20 protein-coding genes and 1 riboswitch are annotated in these 20106 nt (G+C 62.1%); of the genes, 12 read left to right on the top strand and 8 right to left on the bottom strand.

The window, feature by feature from the left end; translation table 11 throughout:
• Positions 1–37 precede the first annotated feature (37 nt).
• The 3 genes from V2B23_RS10270 to V2B23_RS10260 all read left to right on the top strand — a co-directional run bounded on the left by V2B23_RS10270 (position 38) and on the right by V2B23_RS10260 (position 3110).
• Positions 38–874 carry a glutaminyl-peptide cyclotransferase gene (locus V2B23_RS10270; protein ID WP_430950259.1) on the top strand — a complete coding sequence of 279 codons (837 nt, stop codon included), beginning with the start codon at positions 38–40 and terminating at the stop codon, positions 872–874.
• A gap of 71 nt (positions 875–945) precedes the next feature.
• Positions 946–2622 (top strand): MFS transporter, encoded by a 1677-nt coding sequence (locus V2B23_RS10265; protein WP_430950258.1) that lies wholly within the window; start codon positions 946–948, stop codon positions 2620–2622.
• 2 nt (positions 2623–2624) lie between these two features.
• Positions 2625–3110: a DUF2771 domain-containing protein gene (locus V2B23_RS10260; RefSeq protein ID WP_033234362.1), complete on the top strand. Its 486-nt coding sequence runs from the start codon at positions 2625–2627 to the stop codon at positions 3108–3110.
• A gap of 68 nt (positions 3111–3178) precedes the next feature.
• On the opposite strand, the gene V2B23_RS10255 is transcribed toward V2B23_RS10260, so the two are convergent.
• Positions 3179–3592, bottom strand: a complete 414-nt coding sequence (locus V2B23_RS10255) for a cold-shock protein (RefSeq protein ID WP_430950257.1) — start codon at positions 3590–3592, stop codon at positions 3179–3181.
• 247 nt (positions 3593–3839) lie between these two features.
• On the opposite strand from V2B23_RS10255, the gene V2B23_RS10250 reads away from it, so the two are divergent.
• From V2B23_RS10250 to V2B23_RS10240, 3 genes are all read left to right on the top strand, one after another.
• Complete coding sequence (locus tag V2B23_RS10250) at positions 3840–4067, top strand: hypothetical protein (protein ID WP_141486410.1); 228 nt, start codon at positions 3840–3842, stop codon at positions 4065–4067.
• A gap of 33 nt (positions 4068–4100) precedes the next feature.
• Entirely contained in the window at positions 4101–4490 is a 390-nt protein-coding gene (locus tag V2B23_RS10245) for a YccF domain-containing protein (RefSeq protein WP_033234088.1), read from the top strand.
• 254 nt (positions 4491–4744) lie between these two features.
• A riboswitch (cyclic di-AMP (ydaO/yuaA leader) is annotated at positions 4745–4964 on the top strand.
• An 8-nt stretch (positions 4965–4972) separates the two neighbouring features.
• Positions 4973–5533: a transglycosylase family protein gene (locus tag V2B23_RS10240; RefSeq protein WP_430950256.1), complete on the top strand. Its 561-nt coding sequence runs from the start codon at positions 4973–4975 to the stop codon at positions 5531–5533.
• A gap of 87 nt (positions 5534–5620) precedes the next feature.
• On the opposite strand, the gene V2B23_RS10235 is transcribed toward V2B23_RS10240, so the two are convergent.
• Positions 5621–5809: a hypothetical protein gene (locus V2B23_RS10235; protein WP_033234086.1), complete on the bottom strand. Its 189-nt coding sequence runs from the start codon at positions 5807–5809 to the stop codon at positions 5621–5623.
• 60 nt (positions 5810–5869) lie between these two features.
• On the opposite strand from V2B23_RS10235, the gene V2B23_RS10230 reads away from it, so the two are divergent.
• From V2B23_RS10230 to V2B23_RS10205, 6 genes are all read left to right on the top strand, one after another.
• Positions 5870–8194, top strand: a complete 2325-nt coding sequence (locus V2B23_RS10230; RefSeq protein ID WP_430950255.1) for a helicase-associated domain-containing protein — start codon at positions 5870–5872, stop codon at positions 8192–8194.
• Positions 8195–8281: 87 nt separating this feature from the next.
• Positions 8282–8407, top strand: coding sequence for a hypothetical protein (locus tag V2B23_RS10225; protein ID WP_254922770.1), 126 nt, complete (start codon positions 8282–8284; stop codon positions 8405–8407).
• Between the two features lie 234 nt (positions 8408–8641).
• Positions 8642–8806, top strand: a complete 165-nt coding sequence (locus V2B23_RS10220; protein WP_165826323.1) for a hypothetical protein — start codon at positions 8642–8644, stop codon at positions 8804–8806.
• A gap of 231 nt (positions 8807–9037) precedes the next feature.
• Complete coding sequence (locus V2B23_RS10215) at positions 9038–10696, top strand: DNA repair helicase XPB (RefSeq protein WP_430950254.1); 1659 nt, start codon at positions 9038–9040, stop codon at positions 10694–10696.
• A 100-nt stretch (positions 10697–10796) separates the two neighbouring features.
• Complete coding sequence (locus tag V2B23_RS10210) at positions 10797–12884, top strand: peptidase (protein WP_430950680.1); 2088 nt, start codon at positions 10797–10799, stop codon at positions 12882–12884.
• A gap of 82 nt (positions 12885–12966) precedes the next feature.
• Positions 12967–13629, top strand: a complete 663-nt coding sequence (locus V2B23_RS10205) for a DUF3239 domain-containing protein (RefSeq protein WP_430950253.1) — start codon at positions 12967–12969, stop codon at positions 13627–13629.
• Positions 13630–13652: 23 nt separating this feature from the next.
• Here the strand turns inward: V2B23_RS10205 and V2B23_RS10200 are convergent, their stop codons facing one another.
• From V2B23_RS10200 to V2B23_RS10175, 6 genes are all read right to left on the bottom strand, one after another.
• Positions 13653–14639, bottom strand: a complete 987-nt coding sequence (locus V2B23_RS10200; protein WP_430950252.1) for an LLM class F420-dependent oxidoreductase — start codon at positions 14637–14639, stop codon at positions 13653–13655.
• A gap of 9 nt (positions 14640–14648) precedes the next feature.
• Positions 14649–15884 carry an MFS transporter gene (locus V2B23_RS10195; RefSeq protein ID WP_430950251.1) on the bottom strand — a complete coding sequence of 412 codons (1236 nt, stop codon included), beginning with the start codon at positions 15882–15884 and terminating at the stop codon, positions 14649–14651.
• Positions 15881–17227: an LLM class flavin-dependent oxidoreductase gene (locus V2B23_RS10190; RefSeq protein WP_430950250.1), complete on the bottom strand. Its 1347-nt coding sequence runs from the start codon at positions 17225–17227 to the stop codon at positions 15881–15883. The genes V2B23_RS10195 and V2B23_RS10190 overlap by 4 nt, the downstream gene beginning before the upstream one ends.
• Positions 17228–17302: 75 nt before the next feature.
• On the bottom strand, positions 17303–18181 hold the full coding sequence (locus V2B23_RS10185) for an ABC transporter permease (protein WP_430950249.1): 879 nt from the start codon (positions 18179–18181) through the stop codon (positions 17303–17305).
• Entirely contained in the window at positions 18174–18995 is an 822-nt protein-coding gene (locus V2B23_RS10180) for an ABC transporter ATP-binding protein (RefSeq protein ID WP_430950248.1), read from the bottom strand. The genes V2B23_RS10185 and V2B23_RS10180 overlap by 8 nt, the downstream gene beginning before the upstream one ends.
• Positions 18992–20071: an ABC transporter substrate-binding protein gene (locus V2B23_RS10175; protein WP_430950247.1), complete on the bottom strand. Its 1080-nt coding sequence runs from the start codon at positions 20069–20071 to the stop codon at positions 18992–18994. Before V2B23_RS10175 ends, V2B23_RS10180 begins: the two co-directional genes overlap by 4 nt.
• Positions 20072–20106: the final 35 nt, after the last annotated feature.

The raw sequence follows: 20106 nt of genomic DNA, 5'->3' as shown, positions 1-20106 counted from the left end.
ACAAGTACGCAACGCACAGGGCTGGAATGCTGGACGGATGAGTAGGTCACGCGCCGGTTTCGTCAGCATCGCCTCAGCGTTCGCAGTGATCGCATCGGGCGTTGCGGGGTGCTCGACAACGGATGACGCAACCCCCGATTCCGGCGCCGACAACTCCCCTCGACAGCTCTCCGCCGAGGTGATCGAGGTCTACGACCATGACGGCGGGGCCTTCACCCAGGGGCTCGAGATCGACGGCGACAGACTGTACGAAAGCACCGGGCGTGTCGGGGAGTCGTGGGTGCGCTCGACGCAGTTCGACGGCACCCCGGTCTCCGGACCCGACATCGCCCGCGCCGAGTTGGCGCCTCCACTGTTCGGTGAGGGCATCACCGTGATCGGTGACGCGCTGTGGCAATTGACGTGGAAGAACGGCGTCGCGATTGTCCGCGACAGGAACACTCTCACCGAGCGTGGCCGGTTTCCGCTCGCCACCGAGGGCTGGGGGATCTGTGCACTCGAGAATCGCTTGGTCACCAGCGACGGCTCGTCGACGCTGACGTTCCGCGATCCGGACACGTTTGCAGTCACCGGTTCGGTGGACGTCACTCGTGGCGGCCAACCTGTCGGGGATCTGAACGAACTGGAATGTGCCGAGGACGGAACCGTCTACGCAAACGTCTGGCAGACCGACACAATCGTGGCCATCGACCCAGCCGACGGGCACGTGAGTAGCGTGATCGATGCCTCACCTCTGCGCGGCCGGCTCGATACCGCAGGGTCCCCCAACCCAGTCGACGTCCTCAACGGAATCGCCCAGATACCCGGAACGGACCGTTTTCTTCTCACCGGAAAGTACTGGCCGCAGATCTTCGAAGTTCGATTTGTGAAGTGATTTCGAACTTTCCCCTCGACTCGTCAGGGGTGTGCGTGGTCGCAGATCACGGACTAGGACAGAATTAAGTGGTGACCGGACCGCGCGAACCCTACGACCCCGATACCCGGCGAATTCCCGACGAATCCGCAGGGCAGACTTTGCATCCCGGTTATGACAATTACCCACCGGCGACGCGGCCGTCAGCGCGTCGTGCGCCGTTACCTCCGCTTCACCCGATCCCCGGCTCCCGTGACGACGCCGGCGATGGTGGCGACGCCAAGAACTCGGGCTCGAAGAGCAGTTCCGACGCACCCAAAGCCCCACCGATGCCCCGCAAGCTCACGGTCACGCGAGTGGCCGCGATGCGCAGCCGGGAACTGACGAACAAGGGCATCGCGACGTTCCAGCGCGCCGCCAAAGCCGACGGCGCGGACAAGTCCGGCCTCACCGCGCTGACGTACGCGGTGATGACCAACAACGCGACCGACGCGGCTCTTGCGGTGGCCTTGGCAAATACCCTGTTCTTTTCCGCTGCCACAGGCGAGGACAAAACGAAGGTCGCGCTCTATCTCCTGATCACGATCGCTCCGTTTGCAGTTATCGCTCCCCTCATCGGACCGATGCTCGATCGATTGCAACGGGGCCGCCGAATCGCGCTGGCCGCGTCGTTCGGACTTCGAACCGTGCTGGCGCTGATCCTGGTGTTCAACTTCGACAGTTGGATTCTGTATCCCGCGGCGCTCGGCATGATGGTGCTCAGTAAATCGTTCTCGGTACTCAAGAGCGCGGTGACTCCACGTGTCCTGCCACCGGAAATAGACCTGGTCAGAGTCAATTCTCGGCTCACCGTGTTCGGGTTGATCGGTGGAACCATCGGTGCGGGCGCTGTGGCCGGCGCACTCGCACTCGCCTTCAAATCGCCGGGTGCCCTCTGGTTCGCGGTGGTCGTGACGGTGTTCGGCGCCTACCTGAGCATGCGCATCCCGTCGTGGGTCGAGGTGACCGAAGGCGAGGTTCCCGCCACCATCACCTATCACCCGGACGAGCAACACACAGCAGGCGGCGGACGCGCTTCGGGTATCAAGAGCGCAAAAGTGCGTCAGCCACTCGGACGCGCGGTCATCATCGGGTTGTGGGGCAACGGCACCATTCGCGTTCTCACGGGCTTCCTCACGTTGTACATAGCGTTTGTCGCCAAATCCAAAACGGACCACGAGCCGTTGCAGCAGGCGATGATGCTCGGCCTGGTCGGCGCTGCCGCAGGGCTGGGCAACTTCGGTGGCAATGCTGCCGGTGCGCGACTCAAACTGGGTCGACCGGCCCTCGTCGTCCTTCGGTGCACGGCATCGGTGTGGATCATCGCCGTCATCGCGGCCCTGACCGACAACTTGATGACGGCTGCGCTGGCCACACTGATCGCGTCCGCGGCGAGCGCGTTGGCCAAGGTCTCCCTGGACGCGTCGCTGCAGCACGATCTGCCCGAGGAATCGATCGCTTCCGGTTTCGGCAGATCCGAAACCGTCCTCCAACTCAGTTGGGTGCTGGGCGGGGCGTTGGGGGTTCTGCTGCCTACTGAATACTGGATCGGGTTCACTGTTGTCTCGGTGTTCTTGACGATCGGTCTACTGCAGACGTTCCTGAGTTACCGAGGCAGCTCACTTCTGCCCGGGCTCGGTGGCAAGCGCCCTGATCTGGCCGAGCAAGAGGTGACCGAAGTGATCTACACCGGCAAATCCGATCGAGGACAAGGAAGTACTCCGCAGTGATCATGCGCGCAAGAACAAAGAAGATCGTGGCAGCGGTCAGTGTCCTGATGGTGGTGGCGCTGGTTGCCTACGTCTCGGTTCTGGTCGTGATCATCAAGAACATCAACGACGAGCCCGATGGGCTCCCGCAGATCACCGCGTACGCACACGGTCGCACCATCGAGACTCAGCCTGCCGGGTTCTGCACGATCGACCTGTCACAGTGCGCGCAGATCGGTGATGTGTACGAGCTCGACGTGCCCGAGGGATACCCCTTGCAGTTGTCGTTGTCGAAGGAAGTCTCTGACGCCGAGTGGGCAATGCTGGCAGTCTACGAAGACGCCGACGGCAATCAGACCGGTGAGCCTCGCTTCTTCGGAGCCGGTGAGTCCTTGGCAGTCACCGTTGAAGCCGAACCCGAGAAGCAACTGGTGGGAGTGGAGATCCACCTTGCTGTCGGTGAAGGCAGCGAGCAGGGGCTACTGATCTGGTCGATCAAGACAGCCTGACCGCTGACATACAAAATGCCCTGCACATCTTCGAGAGAAGTGCAGGGCATTTTCGTGTCTCGTGCTGATCAGCTGTCGAGCTCGCGTGCCACGGCGCGGACAACCTCGGAGATCCGCTGCGCGGTCTTACGATCGGGGTACTTGCCGTTGCGCAGGTCAGGCTGAACCTTGGCCTCGAGCAGCGTGATCATGTCTTCGACCATGCCGTGCAGTTCGTCCGGTGTGTGCTTGCGGACAACCGGCTCACGTCGCTGCGTCGATGCGCCGCGCAGCGACGGGGCAGGCTCGAGCACCTTCAGGCTCAGAGCCTGCGGACCGCGTCGACCGGCAGCCATGCCGAATTCGACTTTCTGACCTGCTTTCAGGCCCTCGACACCTTCGGGAAGGGCGGACGCACGTACATAGACGTCCTCCCCCTCCTCCTGCGACAGAAAGCCGAAACCCTTTTCGACGTCGTACCACTTCACCTTGCCGGTTGGCACCGCGTTCACCCGCTCATCACTCGTCTGGGACTTGCGTCCCACTACTTTCGGAAGGCTCGCATACGAGCCTCGATGGTCCTGCTACTCCATGGTCCTGCTCACATCACTGCGACCAGAAATCGACTCGGTCGAAGAATGCAAAAGAACGCGCCCCGAACTTGCTTGACGGGACGCGCAGTCGCCTCACAGTCTACCTGTGACGAACCGGTCTCGGCACCCACGTTTGCCGGGCACTACCCTCGTAGATGTGGACACTCAACCGAACCCGAGTACTTCCGGCACCGGAAACGGCTTGTTTCGAGTCGCGATGGGGTTGTTTTTCATCGGACTCGTCGCGCTCGTCGCGATCTTCGCGATCAACATCTTCAGCGACACACCGCCGGGATTGGCGCTGTACCTGATCTCCTTGGCGTGTCCGGTCGGATTTCTACTGGCCATCGTCTACACCTTGAGGGCGGGTCGTCGCGCCCGCTGATCTCCCCTCACCCCAACCGAAAGGTCACCGACCATGAGACTCCTCCTGAACGTAATCTGGCTGGTCTTCGGCGGATTCTGGTTGGCCTTGGGTTACTTCGCGGCAGGCATCATCTGCTGCATTCTGATCATCACGATCCCCTTCGGTATCGCCGCGTTCCGGATAGGCATCTATGCCCTCTGGCCGTTCGGTAAGACCGTCGTCGACAAGCCGACGGCTGGTGTCGGTTCGATGATCGGAAACGTCATCTGGGTCATCATCGCCGGTATCTGGCTGGCGATCGGCCACATCGTCACGGCGGTGGCGATGGCCATCACGATCATCGGCATCCCCTTGGCCGTCGCAAACCTGAAGATGATTCCGATCTCGCTGATGCCTCTGGGCAAGGAGATCGTCGACGCCAACCGCGTCAACTACGCATAGCTCGCAATCCCCCACCGATAACAGTGTGACCTTCGTCACGTTACGGGTGGATAACGGAATAGCCACAAGAGAACCTTCACTGCGGAATCCTTCACTACCTGGGAAGAGTCTCCTGCGCTTTGGCGGCGGGTTTGTATCCCATTCGGCGCGCCGCGTTATCAAATGGTGACATGAGCGGTGAGAGCCGTTACCGTGAATTCCGGCCGGGAAACTCCGGCCACCTCCGGCCCGCCGCGCCAAACCTTGTCCCGCGGGTACCGGAACTTCCCACTTTCGAGCATTCCAGGGACAAGGACGGGGGACCCAAAGTCCTCTGTGAGAGCAGAAATGTTCTCCACCTGACACCGGTTCGACAAGCAATACATTCGAACCTTGGGGTGAAGCCAGACCCTTTCCAGCCAGGAAAGGCGAGGCCGGGCAACCTCTCAGCCCGAACCCGACAGCTGACCTCGCAGGCGCGTGTGGAGAGGAAATTCACGATCATGAGCGGACGCCATCGCAAGCCCACCACCGCAGGCCGCACTGTCGCCAAGGTCGCCGTCACCGGCGCCATCATGGGTGTAGCAGGACTCGCAGCCACAGGTACCGCCAGCGCTGCCCCCGATTCCGACTGGGATCGCCTCGCACAGTGCGAAGCGGGCGGCAACTGGGCCATCAACACCGGCAACGGCTACCAGGGCGGATTGCAGTTCTCCCCCAGCACGTGGAACGCACACGGCGGCGGCGAGTACGCAGCCACCGCAAACAACGCCAGTCGTGAGCAGCAGATCGTTGTTGCCGAGCGCGTACTGGCCAACCAGGGATGGGGCGCTTGGCCGTCCTGCTCCTCGAGCCTCGGCCTGAGCAGCGGCGCAACGCAGCGTTCCGCTCCGGCCACGACGCCGTCCGCACCCGCCGCACCGGCACAGCAGGTCGCTCAGACCGTCGCGCACCCCGTCTCCGACGCAATCGATCAGGCCATTGCATTTGCCGAGGCCAACGGTATCGTCGTCGATCCCCAGATCCTTGCAGCAGCAGACACCGCGAAGTCCTTCCTGAAGTAGGACTGCGAACTGCGCGTTCCGCTCGAACGCACCCAGCTGGAAAAGAAGGCCCGCACCGATTCGGTGCGGGCCTTCTTCGTTGCGGTTCTAGCGGTTGATGACGGTGTACGGGTGGATGTAAGGAAGTGACTCCACCGGTAACGGGAAGGTGGTGTCCTCGCCGAACGGTGAAAGTCCACCGGAGCGGGTCGATGACAATTCGGTCACTGCGTGATCTCCGTCTGCAGTTTCCGGCCATCCTGGATCTACATAGTGCTGCTTCGAATTGTTGGCCACGAAGCCATTTTGACAGGACTCCGTTACGCCGTACATACCAGGTCTCTAATCTGATACCTGATGACCGAAATACGTGGCACCCAGGCGGGCACTTCCGGAGCCGACAGTTTGACCGATTGGCTGTCGGCGCGCACTGACGCCGAGCTGACGGAACTGCTGCGTTTGCGGCCGGATCTGGCGGTGCCACCGCCGAGCACGATGGTGGTGCTCAGCGGACGCGCACAGCAACGGGCGTCGGTCAGTAGAGCAGCCGACGAGCTGGACACACTGGACTTCGGACTTCTCGAACTTCTGGCGCTCGCCGGTGCCGAGGAAACTCCCATGACACGCGCGGAACTGAACGACGCGCTTACCGCCCGGGCCCTCACCGGCAAGGGCAAGGTCACCAAGAAGGCAGTCGACTCCTCGCTTGCGAAGATGCGGGCCTACGCGCTCATCTGGGGCACAGATCCGATCAGCATCGTCCCCGCTGCCATCGACACCATCCCGTGGCGACTGGGCCGCGCTCTCGAACCCGCCGAGTCCATGTCGGAAGCCGAGATCACAGCGGCGCTCAATTCGCTCGGCGAGCGCGAACGCGGCCTGCTCGAGACCCTGGCCAACTCTAGCCCCATCGGCCGAACCCGCGACGCGGCTCCGGAAACGCCCGCAGATCGTCCCGTGCAGAAACTACTGGCGGCCGGCCTACTCCGGTGGTTGGACGAGCAGACCGTGGAGTTGCCGGCGACGGTACGTCAGGTCATCCGCGGCGAACCGGTCTTCGATCCGACCACGCTCACCGCGCCGGTGATCACCGGTGACAAACTCAAACCTGCCGACGTGAATGCGGCAGCAGCGGGCGAAGCCCTCGAGTTGGTTCGCCAGAGTGAAAACGTGATCGCCGTTCTCGGGGCCGCACCTGCCCCGGCGTTGCGCGCCGGTGGACTCGGAGTGCGTGAACTACGACGTATCGCGAAGGCCGCGGACCTCGACGAGAGTCGGCTCAATCTTGTGGTCGAACTCCTCGCCGCCGCCGGATTGATTGCCAGCGGCACCCCGGACCCCGCACCGGCGTCCGACACCGCGGACGACTACTGGACGCCGACCATGACAGTCGACGGTTGGCTGAACGCCACGACGGCCCGCAAATGGGAGGTCTTGGCGTCGGCGTGGATCGATGTCCCCCGAGTCCCCTGGATGATCGGGATGCGCGACCCGTCCGACAAGCCGATCGCCGCGCTGGCCGAGGAGGGCCGCGCGCCGTCTGCACCGAGAGACCGGGCGTCGATTCTCGGACTCTTGGCCGAGCTCGACAGTGGGCAGAGCGCCTCGCCCGCCGAGGTGAGCCGTTCGCTTGCGTGGCGTCATCCCCGACGGAGCGGGCGGCTTCGGACATTTGCAGTCGAGAACACACTTGCGGAGGCGTCGGCTCTCGGATTGGTGGCGCGGGGCGCGCTGAGTTCACCGGGTCGGGCGATGCTGCACGGCGGCGACGCCGAAGCCGAAATGGCGGCGGCGCTGCCGAAGCCGATCGACTACATCCTGGTTCAGGCCGACCTGACGCTGGTCGCTCCCGGGCCGCTGGTACCGGACCTGCTCGAGCAGGTGACCTTGGTCGCGGATATCGAATCGGCCGGGGCCGCGTCCATGTACCGCATCAGTGAGAGCAGCATCCGCCGAGCACTCGATGCCGGATTGACGGCGACGGAACTTCAGACGATGTTCAGCACGAAATCCAAAACTCCCGTCCCACAATCCCTTTCGTACCTCATTGACGATGTCGCACGCCGGCACGGTCGGTTGCGGGCGGGTGTGGCGGCGTCGTTCATCCGATGCGAGGACGCCTCTCTCCTGTCCGAGGTTCTTGCCTCCGCCGTCGCCGAGCCCTTGGCCTTGCGCGCTCTCGCCCCCACGGTGGCCGTGTCCCAGGCACCGCTGCGGGAAGTTCTGGCCGAACTTCGCGCCGCCGGCTTTGCGCCCGCCGGCGAGGATTCGTCAGGAGCCCTCGTCGATCTGCGCCCGCGCGGTGCTCGAATTCCGAACCGTCGCTTGCGGCACGCCACCCGAACGCCGACAAGTCCGTCGCCCGAACAACTCGACGCACTGGTGCGAACGATGCGAGCGGGCGACCGCGCTGCCACGCCCGGCCGTGGCGGAGTTCGCGCCGACGGATCGCGGGAAAGCAACGCCGCCGCCATAGCGCTGCTCTCGTCCGCAGCCCGCGACGGTAAGAGCGTCAACATCGGCTACGTCGACGCTCAGGGGGTGGCCACGCATCGCATCGTCGATCCGGTCAGCGTGGGCGGTGGGCAGTTGGACGCGTTCGATCCGGCGAGCGGTGCCGTGCGCCGATTCACCCTGCACCGCATTACCTCCGTCAGCCCTGTCGACTCCGGAAAAAAGTGACCGGAAAAAGGCAACTGGCTTTTTTCTGTAAATGAAGTATGGTCGAGGTCAGTTTGTGATTGCCACTTCGAAAAATGAGGAGCGACAATGGCTGACAAGGCACCGGGCAAGAATATGAAAAAGCCCGCCCAGTCGATCAAGGAACGCCGCGCAGAAAAGCGCGAAAAAGCAGCGGATTCTTCGGAATTGATCCGCAAGAGAAAGCGGAGCTGACGGAAAATACTTTCGTTCTTCTCTCGAGAAACTTTCATCATGCAAGCCGAGACCGATGCGCTCGACTACCTTCACGAGACGTTCGACCAGTTCAGGTCCAGTAGCAGAGGCACAGATCCCCGGTCCCGCGGATATGTTGCCGGGATGACGCTGGCCGCGGTCTGCGTCCTCGACGAACACGCTCGTCGACCCGGAATTTTGTTATCGGGTCGTTCGTAGCACAAAGGATCCACCGTGAAAAGAACAATCCATGCGCTCGATCGCATTCAAACGCGACTTGAATCAGAGCTGGATTCAACTCCCGGCGACAGCGAAAAGAATATCGGTTATCGCTCCGGAATTTCCGAAGCGATAACTCACGTCATGGAAATGCGTAAGTCCGCAGTGGCGCAGAAATAAAGGCTTTCCGCGTCCCCGAAATACGGGGCCAGGAATAGCCGTCAACAGTGCCACGTTGACGTAGGGGTGCCCAGGTATGGGCACCCCTGTTTGCGTTGTGTATTGCCCGCCACTTGGCGTATGCACTCCGATACCAGGACAATGGCAGGGTTGGCGTCAGCCGACAACGCGGTGCAACGCTCTGTCCCTGCCGTGTTTGTTTCACCGCGCTTGTTCCACTAGGAGGCTTCCGTGACCGACGGACCGTTGATCGTCCAATCCGACAAGACGCTGCTGTTGGAGGTCGACCACAAGCGCGCCGGCGATGCCAGACAGGCAATCGCCCCCTTCGCGGAACTCGAACGGGCCCCCGAACACGTCCACACGTATCGCATCACTCCCCTGGCTTTGTGGAATGCCCGCGCCGCCGGACACGACGCCGAGCAGGTTGTCGACGCACTGGTCTCGTTCTCACGGTTTGCCGTTCCGCAACCGCTGTTGGTCGACATCGTCGACACGATGGCCAGGTACGGACGCCTGCAGTTGGTCAAGAGCCCGGTGCACGGCCTCATCCTGGTCAGCCTCGACCGCGCAGTGCTCACCGAAGTGATGCGGCACAAGAAGATCTCACCGATGCTCGGTGAGAAGGTCGACGACGACACGGTGATCGTCCACCCGAGTGAGCGCGGCCGTCTCAAGCAGATGCTGCTCAAGGTCGGCTGGCCGGCCGAGGACCTCGCCGGCTACGTCGACGGCGAAGCTCATCCCATCGACCTTGCCTTCGAGGAAGGTCACTGGGAACTGCGTGACTACCAGCAGATGGCAGCCGATTCGTTCTGGGCCGGCGGCTCGGGCGTCGTCGTGCTTCCGTGTGGCGCCGGTAAGACGATGGTGGGCGCGGCAGCCATGGCGAAGGCCAAGGCCACCACACTCATTCTCGTGACCAACACCGTTGCCGGTCGTCAGTGGAAGCGTGAGCTCATTGCCCGCACGTCGTTGACCGAGGAAGAAATCGGCGAATACTCCGGCGAGCGCAAGGAAATTCGACCCGTCACGATCGCGACGTACCAGGTGATCACGCGTCGCACGAAGGGTGAATACAAGCACCTCGAACTGTTCGACTCCCGCGACTGGGGCCTGGTGATCTACGACGAGGTCCACCTGCTGCCCGCGCCGGTCTTCCGTATGACTGCCGATCTTCAATCGCGTCGACGCCTCGGCCTCACAGCAACACTGGTTCGTGAGGACGGCCGCGAGGGCGACGTCTTCTCGTTGATCGGTCCCAAGCGTTACGACGCTCCGTGGAAAGACATCGAGGCGCAGGGTTGGATCGCGCCGGCCGACTGCGTCGAGGTGCGAGTGACGATGACGGACGCCGAACGCATGTCGTACGCGGTGGCGGAACCGGAGGAGCGCTACAAACTGTGCTCGACGGCGCACACCAAAATTGCCGTGGTGAAATCGATTCTGGCCAAGCATCCGGATTCGCCGACTCTGGTGATCGGTGCATACCTGGATCAGTTGGACGAGCTCGGTGAGGCGTTGAACGCTCCCGTTATCAAGGGATCGACCAAGAACAAGGAACGCGAGATCCTGTTCGATCAGTTCCGCAACGGTGAGATCCAGACGCTTGTGGTGAGCAAGGTAGCCAACTTCTCGATCGACCTTCCGGAAGCCTCTGTTGCCGTTCAGGTTTCAGGAACTTTCGGGTCCAGGCAGGAAGAAGCTCAGCGCCTTGGTCGACTGTTGCGACCCAAACACGACGGCGGTCAGGCGCATTTCTACTCGGTGGTTTCCCGCGACACGCTTGATGCCGAGTACGCGGCACACCGTCAGCGCTTCCTCGCGGAACAGGGGTACGCGTATCGAATCACCGACGCAGACGACCTGTTGGGCCCAGCCATCGGTTGAACACATTTCTATAACAAGTTTCACTAATTAGCTGGACGGGCGTCCATATCGCGATAGCGTGCTCCCTGTCACACTTGTGCCTATCGGGGAGTCGCGCATGTTGCGCTCGGTTACACGTTCACGCGGTCGTCTCGGCGCCGCAGTTGCGCTTCTGACAGCGTCACTGTTGGCGGCAATCGGAGTGGTTGCCACCACCGGCGTCAGTTCGGCGACTCCGGTCGCACCAGGTACAACGGTGTACCAGCTCGCGAACGGCTGCTACGCATTACAGAGCGCCGGCGGCGCGTTCGTGAACCGGGACGGCGGCGCCTACCGCAGCGCCGGAACAACCGTCGACGACGCCGAATCGTTCAGGCTCCATGCGGCACAACTCGGCCGATTCATGTTCTACGGCACCGACGGATCGATGCTTGCCCATGACGCCGCCGGCGCCGTCGTAGCGACGTCGACCGCAACCCCGTCGACGGACTGGACAGTGATGTCGAGCGGCGAGAAGTTTGTTCTCACGGCCACCACAAACGGTCGAGCGTTGGTCAGCCACGATGCCACCCTGTCGCTCACCGAACCCGGGGTCGCGCCGGATGCCGCCTCGTTTGCCCTGATCCCCCGCACCGGATGCGCCGATTTCCCGGAAGCCGAAGTGAACGCTACGGGTGCGCCGTCGGAGATAGGCCCGAGCGGCGAGGTCACCGGATTCATCGACACGCACGTGCACATGAACGCGTCCGAGTTCATGGGTGGAAATCTGCACTGCGGTAAGCCTTTCGATCCCCAAGGCGTCACCGCCGCGCTGGTCGACTGCCCGGACCATCAACCTAACGGCGTGCCCGCACTCCTCGAAAACGTTCTCTCCTTCGGTGATCCCTTCGCAACCCACAACACCGCCGGGTGGCCCACTTTCCCCGATTGGCCGGCTCACGATTCCCTCACTCACGAGCAGACCTACTACACGTGGGTGGAACGCGCGTGGCGCGGCGGTTTGCGCATCTTCACCAACCTTCTTGTCGCCAATCGTGTTCTGTGCGAGCTGTATCCGACCAAACGCAATCCGTGCGACGAAATGGAGACGATCCGGATCCAGGCCAAGCAGACTCGTGAGATCCAGGATTACGTCGACGCACAGTACGGCGGCCCTGGCCGTGGCTGGTTCCGGATCGTAAGCTCCCCGGCCGAAGCCCGGCAGGTGGCGGCCGACGGAAAACTGGCCGTCACGCTGGGTATCGAGGTGTCGGAACCCTTCGGATGCACACTGCGAAACGATGTCCCGCAGTGCACGACCGAAGACATCGACCGTGGCCTGGACGAACTCTACGATCTGGGCGTTCGGCAGATGATCGTCACGCACAAGTTCGACAATGCGCTGGGTGGCACACGATTCGACGGTGGCGTCACCGGGGTGGCCGTCAACATCGGCAACTACCTGGGCACCGGCGAGTTCTGGCAGTCCGAACCGTGCACCGGCGTCGCCGAGGACAACGAGTTGCCCACCAAGGTCGACGGCGCCCAGAATCTCCTCGCCGTACTCCCACCCGGCGTGACGCTTCCGGTGTATCCGGCCGGCGCGCAATGCAATTCACGTGGGCTGAGCGCTCTCGGTGAGCACACCATCCGGGGGCTGATGGATCGCGGCATGATCATCGACATCGACCACATGAGCGTCAAGGCAGCGGACGCGACACTCGATATCCTCGAAACCGCCCAGTATTCCGGTGTTGTGTCGAGCCACAGTTGGAGCGACGAAAGCTATTACCGGCGGATCTATGCACTGGGTGGTTTTGTGGCGCTGTACGCGGGCACACTCGATGCTTCCGACGGTAAGCACGGCGAGACCGGATTCATCGACCAGTGGCGCGAAGCCCGGGAGATGCGAAGCGAAAACTACTACTTCGGATTCGGCTACGGCGCCGACACCAACGGATTCGGCCCCCAGGCCGCGCCGCGCGGGGATGCCGACGCCAATCCTTTGCAGTACCCGTACACCGCCTTCGACGGCACAGTCATGGACAAGCAGCGTGCCGGTGACCGCGTCTTCGACGTCAACGTCGACGGTGTGGCGCAGTACGGAATGATCCCCGACTGGATTGCGGACATGCGAATTGCCGCAGGACCGGACGGAGATCAGATTATCGACGACATGAGCCGCGGTGCGGAGGCCTACCTGCAGATGTGGGAGCGCGCGCGGAAGTAGCTACCCTGGTGGAGTGGCTCCTGGAGTTTTCAGGAGCCCTCGACCGAGTACACCCGCCCGCCACCTGCGAAGGAACACACCAGTGGCTGATTTCCAGTTCACCGTCGACAAGGCTCACGCGAAGTCCGTCAACGACACGTTGGCCGATGTCCGTCGTCTGCAGGTTTCTGCCGTGATCTTCGCCCTCATCCTCGCTGCGCTCGCCGCCTGGCTCATCACCATGGGCGCGGTGTGGTCCACCATCGCCGGCGCTGTTCTCGCCGTTGGTGCGATCAGCTCGCTGGGTGTGGCCGTGTGGGCCCCGCGCAAGGTGGGAAGCATCGAAAAGTTGTACAGCGAAAACCCGTTGGTGCCCACGATCGTCTCCGAGATTCACCCCCGCGCCGTGACACTGACCGCGCTGATCGACGTCGCGAAGCCGTCGACGCAAGGTCCCCGATACGCGTTGGTCAGCCGAAACGTCCGACTCAACCCGCATTGGAAGGTCGGCGATCGTGTTCCGTCTGTCGCCCTGCGGTCGGACCGCTCCACACGAAGCAAGGACGACGTCTGGCAGATGGTCAATCCGATGCCCATCGAATGGGGCACCAAGGACGCCCGAGTGCTGGCCCGCGCCACCGCCGCGATCAGTGCAAGTGAGTGGAACTTCCTTCAGAGTCGACTCGCTGATTCGAAGGAAGTTCGCACCCACCCGGAACGCCGCATCATGATCGAGCCGGCTGACTTGCCCGACAACCTGCGCTAGCCACTGCCGCTGAGGCAACGTCTCTAGCGCAGTGCCGGCAGTACCTCACGTTCGAACAACTCGATGCCTGAGGTGTCGTACGCGGCTTCGGGGAAGTAGAAGATCCCGTATTCGAGTCCCTGCGCTTTGAGTGCTGACAGGTTTTCGATGATCTGTTCCGGCGTTCCGACTGCGGGCATACCGCGGAACGCGTCCAACGACGCATCCGCAGCAGCTTCACCCACCAGAGGCGTCAGCCGGTCTTTGACTACCCGAAGTCGCTCGGCCACTTCGGCTTCCGTCGATCCGATGGCAACGTTGTAGTTAGCCGAGCGGACGATGGCGTCGAAGTCGGTGCCCACCGTAGCGCAGTGCTTCTTCAAGATCTCGGACTTGCGCCCGAATCCTTCGGGTGTGCCGTCGAAGTTGGTGTACTGCGCGTACTTTGCCGCAATCTTCAGGGTGACCTTCTCGCCGCCGCCCGCGATCCACAACGGGATTCCCTTGTCCTGAAGTGGAAGTGGCCGACAGATAGCGCCGTCGACCTGGTAGTACTTGCCATCCAGCGTCGCGCTGCCGGTCGACCACGACTGTCGCATGATCTGGATTCCCTCGTCGAGACGGCCGAGTCGCTCACCGGCAGAAGGGAAACCGTAGCCGTAGGCGCGCCATTCCTGCTCGTACCAGCCGGCGCCGATGCCCATTTCGACGCGACCACCACTGATCAGGTCGGTGGTGGCCGCAATTTTTGCGAGATATGCCGGGTTGCGGTAGCTGATGGCGGTACACATCTGGCCCAACCGGATGCTCGACGTCGACGCGGCAAGAGCTGACATGAGGGTCCATGCCTCGTGCGTTGCTTCCTCCGTCGGCGCGGGAACTGTATGAAAGTGGTCGTACACCCACGCCGATTCCCACGGTCCCGCCTGCGCCCGCAATGTGAAGTCACGCATCACCTCCCACTGCTGTGCAGGGTCGATGCCAACCAGGTCCAGGCGCCAGCCTTGAGGAACAAACAGTCCGAATCGCATCATGCGAGCCTACCCAGACCGTCCGCGATCCGCCTGCGCTGCCACGGACGGCGAATAGCGCGGAATATATCGGTGCATCACCGCTGCGCCGGCAAAGGACGTCGCGCCCAGAACCGCAAAGGCCCAACCGAGTGGAACTGCGGCGGCAAGCACACCAATCGCAAGTGGTCCGCCGAACATCCCCGCGTCGTGGGTCAGGCGCCAGGCTGCGAGAAACTCGGCCCGCTCGTCCGGTGGAGCGATATCCGCGCCCAACGTCATGATGACTCCGTTGCCCAACCCGTTGCCGATGCCCATGACAACGGCAACGGCGGTCAATCCCAATGCTCCTGTCGACAGCGGCAACAGCAGGTACGACACTCCGATCACACTGAGCGACGGAACCGCCACCAGTCGTCTGCCGTAGCGGTCCATGATGTGCCCGGCAGGATACGAGCACAGGAGATCCACTGCCGCACCCACACCGAAGATCACGCTGACCTGGGCAGCGTCCAACCCGAGATGCAAGGCCCACAGTGGAAGTACCGCTTCCCTCGACGCCCGAGCGGCGCCCATCAGGAGAGATCCGATTCCGAGTGTCGACAACGGTGCGCGATGTCGACCGAGAATGTCGGTCAACGTGACGAGTCGGTGTTTTCCGCCGCTCGCATCGCCCGAGCGCGGTGGATCGGAAACACGTGCCATCAGAGCACCGGCGAGTACAACTCCGACCAACTGGACCAGGAATCCGCCGCGGGTGCCCATCATCAGAATCATCCCGGCGCCGATCAGTGGTCCGAGAAAGAATCCCAGACGCCACATCGCCGCGAAAGACGACATCGCCCGAGCCCGCAAACTCAACGGCACCGTGTCGGCGAGGTAACTCTGCCGAGCCAGGCCCCACACCGCATTTGCCAGTCCGGTCAGCAGGGCTCCGATTCCCAGTATCCAGGGAGTCGCGGCGAACAGACAGATCACCACGCCTGTTGCACCGAGAGTACTTCCGCCGATGATGGACCGACGCTCGCCGAAACGCGAGACTATCCGGCCGGCCGGTAGATCACCGAGAACAGCGCCAAATCCACCGAGTGCGACGATCAGTCCGGCAACGGTGATCGACGCCCCGAGATCCCGGGCCGTCACAGCCATGATCGGCGCCGCCGCGCCCTGGCCGATTCCGAAAATCGCAGCCGGGACAAAAACCGTAGTCACCAACGGCTTCAGCGCGCCGACTCCCGGCTGCGCTCGGGGAACTGTTTCCGTCACGCGCTCACTTCTACGGCCACCGCAGCCCGCGAGCGCTTGCCGACCGACTCCGCAAGCCCGTAGTGGCCACGCAACGTGGATTCGGTGTACTCCGTACGGAAAAGCCCACGGGACTGCAGAATCGGCACAACCCGATCGACAAATATCTCCAGCCCACCCGGCAGGTACGGCGGCATGATGTTGAAACCGTCAGCTGCACCCTTGTCGAACCATTCGGTCAGCTCGTCGGCAACCTGCTCCGCCGTCCCGGCAAAGGTACGGTGTCCCCGCCCACCGCCAAGTTTGCCGATCAGCTCACGGACCGTGAGCTTTTCGGTCTCAGCCAAGTCCTTGACCAGTTGGTATCGGCTCTTGTTGCCCTGAATGTGATCGAGATCGGGCAACGGCGGAAGAGGTGCGTCGAGCGAGTGTTCCGTGAGGTCGACGCCCACCATGTTCGAGAGTTGACGCAGCGAGTACTCCGGCGAGATCAGATCGGTGAACGACTGCTCGAGAGCTTTCGCTTCGGCTTCCGTGTCTGCGATGAAGGGAACGATTCCCGGCAGCACTTTGAGGTCGTCCGGATTGCGGCCGTACCTGATCAAACGAGATTTGAGGTCGGAGTAGAAGTCTTGGCCCTGTTCGAGTGTTCGCTGCGCAGTGAACACGGCTTCGGCATATCGCGCCGCAAAGTCTTTACCGCTTTCGGAGGATCCGGCTTGCACCAGTAGTGGCCTGCCCTGCGGTGATCGCGGCGAATTGAGCGGCCCGGCCACCGAGAATCGCGCACCGTCGTGGTCGATGCGGTGCACTCGGTCCGGGTCGGCAAAGACGCCGGTCTCCTCGTCCAAGAGGATCGCGCCCTCTTCCCAGCTGTCCCAGAGATCAAGCGTCACATCGACAAACTCGTCGGCCCGCTCGTAACGATCGCTGTGCGCCGGGACTGCGCCAAGTCCGAAGTTTGCTGCTTCATCGGCTCCGGCCGACGTCACGATGTTCCACCCGCCGCGGCCACCGCTGATGTGATCGAGCGACGCGAACTTCCGCGCGAGCGTGTACGGGTCGCTGTAGCTGGTCGACGCCGTGGCGATCAGACCAACCTTGTCGGTCGCTGCGGCGATCGCCGACAGCAAGGTAACCGGTTCGAAGATCGCCTGGGTGTTGTGCTTGACGCGCGGACCAACGGCCAAACTGTCGGCGAAGAACACCGAGTCGAGTTTCCCGCGTTCCGCGATGCGACCCAGATTCTGGAAATGCTTGACATCCAACAGGTTAGCCGCATCGGTATTCGGATGGCGCCACGCGGCTTCGTGGTGGCCGACGCCCATGAGAAATGCGTTCAGGTGAAACTGTCGTTCGGGCATGATGAAAGAACTTTCCTTCCGGTGAGTGAGTATCAGGTGGCGAGACGCCAGCATCAGGTGGCGGGACGCCAGCGATCAGGTGGCGGGACGCCAGCGTGAAAGCCTGCGTTCGATCAGCACCAGGACACCGTTGAGGGTAAGACCGAGCAAAGAGATCGCGATGATGCCCGCGTACATGTTCGGGATCTGGAAATTCAACTGAGACGCGGTGATCAGATATCCGAGACCGGCTTTGGCTCCGACCATCTCGGCTGCAATCAGCACGAGGATCGACGACGCGGCTGACATCCGAATCCCGGTGAAGATCGTCGGTACCGCGGCCGGGAGGACAACCTTCTGAAACAGTCTGATCGGGGAGAATCCCAGCGATACAGCGGATTTGACGAGCAAAGGATCAACGCTGCGCACTCCGGAGATCGTATTGAGCAGAATTGGGAAGGTGCAGGCATAGATCACCAGCGCGATCTTCGACTCTTCACCGATTCCGAGTATCAACACAAAGACGGGGAGCAGCGCCAAAGCCGCTGTGTTGCGGAATAGTTCAAGGATCGGATTGAGGAAGTCCGAGACGGGGCGGTACCACGCAATCGCGATGCCCAATGGAACCGCGATCACTACCGCCACAAAAAATCCGGTCAAGGCGCGGGTCAAACTTGCGGTGACGTGTTCTTGCAGTTGACCGTTGCCGACCAGAGTGAAGAACGCCGACACCACTTCACTGAACGGCGGGAGGAAAACCTTGTCCACCAACCCCAGTCGTGGTGCTAATTCCCAGATTCCGAGGAAAACAGCAATGGCAATCGAAGGTTTGGCGATGCGCCATGCCGTTGATCGCACGTAACGTGCTGCGGCGCCGGCCTGATCGGCAGACTTTCGGGTCACTGAGTCGACCCGCCGCTCTGATGTCGGTTCCGGCGCGGTGACCAGTTCCGGAATTGCCAGCGCGCTAGACATTCGCGGTCTCCTTTGTCGGATCTAGCTCGTCGCTCCGCGCGCGTTCCACTTCACCGTGCAGAAGGGTCCAGATCTGGTGCCGATAGTCGCGGAATTGCTCACCGGAGCGCACGTCCGCAGCGGATCGGTCGATGTCGATATCTACGATCGTCTTCACCCGGCCGGGCCGGGACGTCAGAACGGCCACGCGTTGTCCGAGGTAGATGGCCTCGTCGATCCCGTGCGTGATGAACAGAATCGTCTTGCCTGTCGCTTTCCAGATCCGCAGCAACTCGCCCTGCAACGATTCCCTCGTCTGTGCGTCCAATGCCGCAAAAGGCTCGTCCATCAACAGCACTTCCGGGTCGAACGCAAGGCTCCGGGCGATTGCGACTCGCTGCTTCATACCGCCGGACAGTTCGTGAGGGTACCGATCGGCAAAGCCTTCCAAGCCGACCAGTTCGAGGTAATGATCGGCAAGTTCGCGTCGTGTGCTTTTCTTGACGCCCTTGGCTTCCAACCCGAACTCGATGTTGTGACGAGCGGTGCGCCACGGCAGCAGAGCATACTGCTGAAAGACGATTCCGCGATCCAGCCCCGGACCGGTGATCTGCTTGCCGTCCAGAAGGATTCGACCTGATGTCGGAGAACTGAGCCCGCCCAGTAGATCGAGCAGAGTGGACTTGCCGCAGCCGCTTGGGCCGACGAGGACAAGAAACTCGCCCGGCGCCACGTCGATGTTGATGTCCTCGACCGCCGTGAATTTTTCACTCGTCCCACGAATGTCGAATTCCTTGGTGACGTCCTCTAGCCGAAGTTTCGGTTGAGTGCTCATTTTCCGACCTCCAATGCCTGTCCGTCAGCGCCACTTTCGGGTGTGTACGTCCCGTTGGCGTACGGGTTGAATGTGTTGGTGTAGATGTCCGCCGGAGTCAGTTTCCCTTCCTCCAATTCACCGTTGCGGGTCAGCCAGTCGATCCAGGTACTGATCTCGACGTTCTCAATCACTCCACCGGGTCCGGCGACTCCCGGGCTCTTCCAGAAGCTGATCAGCTTCGTGTCTTCGTTGCGTCCCCGAGAGTTGATGATCGAGGTAAATTTGGCGACTACCTCATCGCGCGAGTGCGTCTGCGTCCAACGAATTGCGCGCGCTGTTCCCTGGACGAAATCGGCGACCGCCTCCTCGTTCTGCGCGATGTAGTCGTTGCGGAATACCAACGTGCCGTATGTGAACGATCCGAACAGCGATTCGTCCGTGAAAAGCTCACGCAGACCACCACGTTCGAGGGCAGAATCGCGGAAGACCGATCCGAGGGTTGCGACATCGATCTGACCTTGGCGTAGTGCCTGTTCCGTGTTGACCGGCGGAACCACGATCAGTTCCACCTGGTTGATCTCGTCCGGCGTAAGCCCCTGCCGCGCAAGCCATTCACGGACGACGAACTCGTGGTGCGCACCGAGGGTGTTCATTCCGACCTTCTTGCCGATCAGGTCCTTTGCCGACTTGATCGGGCTGTCGTCGAGTACGTAGTACCCATTGAAACTCTGCTTGTCCGAACCGTAGTAGCCGACGACCGAGGTGATCGGCGACCCCGCGGCGGCCAACTTCACCACCGCACCGTTGAATGCTCCACCGAATTCGGTCTGCCCTGTTGCGGCATTCTGAATGCTCTGGGGACCACTGGTCGTATCACCGATCCAGTCGAGTTCCACATTGTCGAAGTAGCCGAGGTCGGCGGCAAGTTCCGGGAACAATACCTGACCTGCACTCCCCTCGTAGCGAAGGACGGTCTTGCCGTCGGCGGTCTTGACGACCTCGTCGGAGGAGCCGGAGCAAGCGACTGCCAAGCCGGCCAGAGAGACAAGTGTGAGAGCCGCGGCGACAGAGCGCGCGAAACGGGGGCGAATCATGAAGTTACTTCCTGTAGAAGATGATTTGTGCCGTG

Origin of the sequence: Rhodococcus sp. 24CO (genome assembly GCF_050586165.1) — a bacterium.
In the GTDB taxonomy this organism is placed as follows: domain Bacteria; phylum Actinomycetota; class Actinomycetes; order Mycobacteriales; family Mycobacteriaceae; genus Rhodococcus_F.
The sequence above is the reverse complement of the archived record's forward strand: the minus strand, read 5'-3'. Positions and strand labels throughout refer to the sequence as shown.

Bases quoted from the DNA above. Each gene is read 5' to 3' on its own strand.
- V2B23_RS10270 (WP_430950259.1), top strand. From the start codon at position 38: ATGAGTAGGTCACGCGCCGGTTTCGTCAGCATCGCCTCAGCGTTCGCA.
- V2B23_RS10260 (WP_033234362.1), top strand. From the start codon at position 2,625: ATGCGCGCAAGAACAAAGAAGATCGTGGCAGCGGTCAGTGTCCTGATG.
- V2B23_RS10245 (WP_033234088.1), top strand. From the start codon at position 4,101: ATGAGACTCCTCCTGAACGTAATCTGGCTGGTCTTCGGCGGATTCTGG.
- V2B23_RS10240 (WP_430950256.1), top strand. From the start codon at position 4,973: ATGAGCGGACGCCATCGCAAGCCCACCACCGCAGGCCGCACTGTCGCC.
- V2B23_RS10230 (WP_430950255.1), top strand. From the start codon at position 5,870: ATGACCGAAATACGTGGCACCCAGGCGGGCACTTCCGGAGCCGACAGT.
- V2B23_RS10225 (WP_254922770.1), top strand. From the start codon at position 8,282: ATGGCTGACAAGGCACCGGGCAAGAATATGAAAAAGCCCGCCCAGTCG.
- V2B23_RS10200 (WP_430950252.1), bottom strand. From the start codon at position 14,639: ATGCGATTCGGACTGTTTGTTCCTCAAGGCTGGCGCCTGGACCTGGTT.
- V2B23_RS10190 (WP_430950250.1), bottom strand. From the start codon at position 17,227: ATGCCCGAACGACAGTTTCACCTGAACGCATTTCTCATGGGCGTCGGC.
- V2B23_RS10185 (WP_430950249.1), bottom strand. From the start codon at position 18,181: ATGTCTAGCGCGCTGGCAATTCCGGAACTGGTCACCGCGCCGGAACCG.
- V2B23_RS10180 (WP_430950248.1), bottom strand. From the start codon at position 18,995: ATGAGCACTCAACCGAAACTTCGGCTAGAGGACGTCACCAAGGAATTC.
- V2B23_RS10175 (WP_430950247.1), bottom strand. From the start codon at position 20,071: ATGATTCGCCCCCGTTTCGCGCGCTCTGTCGCCGCGGCTCTCACACTT.